Raw genomic sequence first — 4,037 nt, forward strand, 5'->3', positions numbered from 1 at the left:
GCAGTACACCAACGGCGGTTCCGTGGCAGGCATCGACACCGCCGTCGACCTCAACCTGCTGCTGCCACCCGCGAAGTAAAACCCGCCCTTGGCACGTTCATCGGTTCGTGATACACTGGCCGTCACTTTTCGCTCGAAATCATGAGGAGCATGCTCGATGGCTGGTCGCCTTTTCCGCTAAATCGCTCAGTCGATTTGCGATTCATCCCTGCGCCGCGCGTTCGCGCAACGCATAGTTGCCGCTTCGGCGGCCTTCTTCCATCTAGAATTGGTAGCGCAACCGCGTTCGCTACCTCACACTGACGTTCATCCGACCATCTCGTTCTATAGGAGCTATCCATGACTGCATCGACCGCGCCCCTGAGCGCAGCCGGTCGCGAGCTGCCGAAGCGCTGGCTTGCGATCATCGCCACCATCTGGGGCGGACAAGCCGCTTCCATGATCACCAGCTACGCCGCAGGATACGCCGTAGTGTGGTACATCACCGAGACCACGGGCAGCGCCATCATGCTGGCCGCGGCCGCCATCTGCGCGTATCTGCCGCAAGGACTGCTGTCGCCCTTCGGCGGCGTCATCGCCGACAAGCACAACCGCAAGACGGTCATGATCGTGGCCGACCTGTCCGTGGGAATCGTGTCGCTGGGGCTGGGCATCGTCATCCTGTTCGGGCAAGTATCGTTTCCGCTGCTCATGATCCTCGTCATCGTGCGCAGCATCGGACAGGCCTTCCACGGCCCCGCCATGATGGCCGCCATGCCGCTGCTCGTGCCCGAGAAGCATCTGCTGCGCATCAACACGCTCGACCAGCTGCTCATGTCCGTCGCGTCTATCGGCGCACCCGCGTTCGGCATCTTCCTGTACACCACCATCGGATTCCACTCCGTGATGTTCCTCGACTTCGCCGGAGCCCTCGTGGCCGTGGCGGGGCTTGCGCTGGCGAAGATCCCCACCGTCGCCGACGAGACCGCCGAGAACCAGCATGTGCTGGCGAACCTTCGCGACGGCTGGAAAGCGCTGTCGGCAACCCGTGGGCTCGTCGTGCTCATCGCCGGCATCACCATCGGCATGATGGCGTTCGCCCCGCTGGGCGCCATCTTCCCGCTTATGACGTACGATCACTTCGGCGGCGACGGCTACATGGCGTCTGTCGTAGAAGCCGCGTTCGGCGTAGGGATGATCGCGGGATCCGTCGTGCTCATGGCCTGGGGCGGCGGCAAGCGCCTGGCCGGACTCATCGCGGTGGCCTCCCTCATCGTGGGTGTCACCACCACGGCGTGCGGATTCCTCGCCCCCACCATGTTCTGGGCGTTCGTTGCGTTGTGCGCCGTCATGGCGCTGGCATGCTCCTGGTTCAACGGACCGCTGATCACGCTCATCCAGCGCAACGTGCCCGAGGAGAAGACGGGCCGCGCGCTGGGCCTGGCCATGGCCGCCATGGGACTGGCCTCCCCCGTGGGCATCGCCATCGGCGGCGTGGCCGCCGAAGCTATGGGCGTGGCAGCGTTTTTCGTGGCGGACGGCCTCGTATGCATTGCGCTGGGACTGACCGTGTACCTGTTCAAGAGCGTGCGCGCCCTCGATCATGACGAGCCGCACGTCCTGCGCGACAGCGCGGCCGAGGCGAACGCGGAGATCGGAGCAGTCTCGGAAGAGGGCTAGCGGCTCTCTTTTGCTCGAGACATCGAAACGGGAGCTGTCCGACACTGTCGAGCAGCCCCCGTTTTCGCCGAGTTAGGGAGGGTTGGCGTTTGGTGCAGCTTTACGGCTTCATACCGGAGCCGCCCTGCACCATGATGGTGTCGCCCGTTACGAACGAGGCATCGGGACTGGCCAGGAACACGCACACGCGTCCTACGTCCTTCTCCGCGTCGCCGAAGCGTCCGAGCGGGATCGCCTTCACGTTCTTCTCGTACATCTCGGGCTCGCGCTCGCGCCATTCCTCGAGCGCCTTCGTCATGACGATGGGGCATACGATGTTCACGTTGATGTTGTCGGGGCCCCACTCCGATGCGGCCACGCGGCTCATGCCTCGGATGCCCTCTTTCGCCGCAGCGTAGGAGCTCTGTCCTGGATTGCCGCCGATGCCCGCGCCGGAAGCGAAGTTGATGACGGATCCCGCCGTCTCCTTCAGGTAAGGGTAGGCGTGCTTCATGTAGAAGAACGTCGCGTACAGGCCGGATCGAACCGCCAGGTCGAAGTCCTCCTCCGAATGCTGGACCAGCGTCAATCCCGACGCCGACGCCTGCGCGTTGTTGATCAGGACGTCGATGCGCCCGCCGAAGTGCTCGGCGCCCGCTTCGACCGCCGCACGCACCTCCTCTTCCACCGATCCGTTCGCGAGAATCGTAAACACTTCGGAGCCGAAATCGCGCTCAAGCTCCTCCTTCGCCGCTTCCAGACCGCCGGGGAACAGGTCGGTGAGGATGAACTTCGCACCCTCGGTGGCGAATGCGCGCTCGATACCCCGAGCGATACCGCCGCCACCGCCGGCGATCAGCACCACCTTGTCCTTCAAGCCCATGTCCATGCTTTCTCCTTCGATTCGCCTGCACAGCCTGCCCCGTATGGTACCGTGGCGCGCATGCGGGCATGCTATCGCGCCCTGAGAACTCAAAGACGTGTTCGGCCAGCGGCTTTTCCACCCGAAACGATCGCGTCGAGCGGCGCGCTTCACGCGACGAGCGGCCTCTCGGGCAACCTCACGACCTTCGGGCGCTGCCGTATGCGGCGTTCTTTCGATTGCCGTACGCGCTGCCTTTGCGGGCGTTCTTCTTGAGGTCCTTCAACACGTCGTCCTCGCTGCCGCCCTCCACCTGGACGCGCAGCTTGACCACCTGGTCGCGCAGGCGGGCGGCTTCCTCGAAGTCCATACTTTGGGATGCCGAGGCCATGTCGTCCTCCATCGACTGGATGATGCGCAGCACCTCTTCGCGCGACAGCTCGGCAAGCTCCTTGTTCACCTGCTCGGCCGTGGTGCCGCCCATCTCGTCGGTGACGTAGCTCATGATGTCGTTGATGGCCTTGCGGATGGTCTGCGGCTCGATGCCGTGCTCCTCGTTATACTTCATCTGGATGGCGCGGCGGCGCTTCGTCTCGTCGATGGCCAGTGCCATGGAATCCGTCATCTTGTCGGCGTACATGATCACTTGACCCGAAACGTTTCGCGCCGCACGCCCGATGGTCTGGATGAGCGAGCGGTGGTTGCGCAGGAAACCTTCCTTGTCGGCATCCAAGATGGCGACGAGCGATACCTCCGGCAGGTCCAGGCCCTCGCGCAAAAGGTTGATGCCCACCAGCACGTCGAACTCGCCGCGGCGCAGATCGCGCAGGATCTCGACGCGCTCGAGCGTGGCGATGTCGGAGTGCATGTAGCGCGCCTTCACTCCCTGGTCCAGCAGGTGATCCGTCAAGTCCTCGGCCATCTTCTTCGTCAGCGTGGTGATGAGCACGCGCTCATCACGCGCAGCTCGCTCCTTCGACTCGTCGATGATGTCGTCGATCTGCGATGCCGAGCCGCGCACGATGATCTCGGGATCCAGCAGGCCGGTGGGGCGGATGATCTGTTCCACCTGCTGCTGCGACACCTTCTGCTCGTAGTCGCCCGGCGTGGCCGACACGTACACGAACTGCGGGATGCGATCCTCGAACTCGTCGAAGCGCAGCGGACGGTTGTCCAGGCAGCTGGGCAGACGGAAGCCGTGCTCGGCCAATGTGATCTTGCGCGAGCGATCGCCCTCGTGCATGCCGCGGATCTGCGGAACCGTCACGTGGCTCTCGTCGATGATGCAGAAGAAGTCTTTCGGGAAATAGTCGATCAGCGTGTAGGGCGGCTCTCCCGGCTCGCGTCCGTCCATGTGGCGCGAGTAATTCTCGATGCCCGAGCAGAAGTTCATCGTCTCCAGCATCTCGAGGTCGTAGTTCACGCGCATCTCGAGGCGCTGCGCCTCCAGCAGCTTGCCTTCCTCCTTGAACTGCTGCAAGCGCTCGCGCAGTTCGTCGCGGATGGTGCCCAGCGCGCGATCCATCTTCGGACGCGC

Annotated in this window: 3 protein-coding genes; 1 reads left to right on the forward strand and 2 read right to left on the reverse strand. The window is 63.8% G+C overall.

Annotated features, from left to right (window positions below):
• Positions 1-339 precede the first annotated feature (339 nt).
• Positions 340-1,659 (forward strand): MFS transporter, encoded by a 1,320-nt coding sequence (locus ACMO6A_RS11520; RefSeq protein WP_114538405.1) that lies wholly within the window; start codon positions 340-342, stop codon positions 1,657-1,659.
• Positions 1,660-1,759: 100 nt separating this feature from the next.
• On the opposite strand, the gene ACMO6A_RS11525 is transcribed toward ACMO6A_RS11520, so the two are convergent.
• Positions 1,760-2,527 carry an SDR family NAD(P)-dependent oxidoreductase gene (locus tag ACMO6A_RS11525; protein ID WP_418471294.1) on the reverse strand — a complete coding sequence of 256 codons (768 nt, stop codon included), beginning with the start codon at positions 2,525-2,527 and terminating at the stop codon, positions 1,760-1,762.
• A gap of 172 nt (positions 2,528-2,699) precedes the next feature.
• Positions 2,700-4,037, reverse strand: a 1,338-nt coding sequence (locus tag ACMO6A_RS11530) for a helicase-related protein (protein WP_418471295.1), incomplete at its 5' end; no start/stop codon positions are given.

The organism is Eggerthella sp., assembly GCF_048329335.1.
GTDB classification, from domain to species: domain Bacteria; phylum Actinomycetota; class Coriobacteriia; order Coriobacteriales; family Eggerthellaceae; genus Eggerthella; species Eggerthella lenta.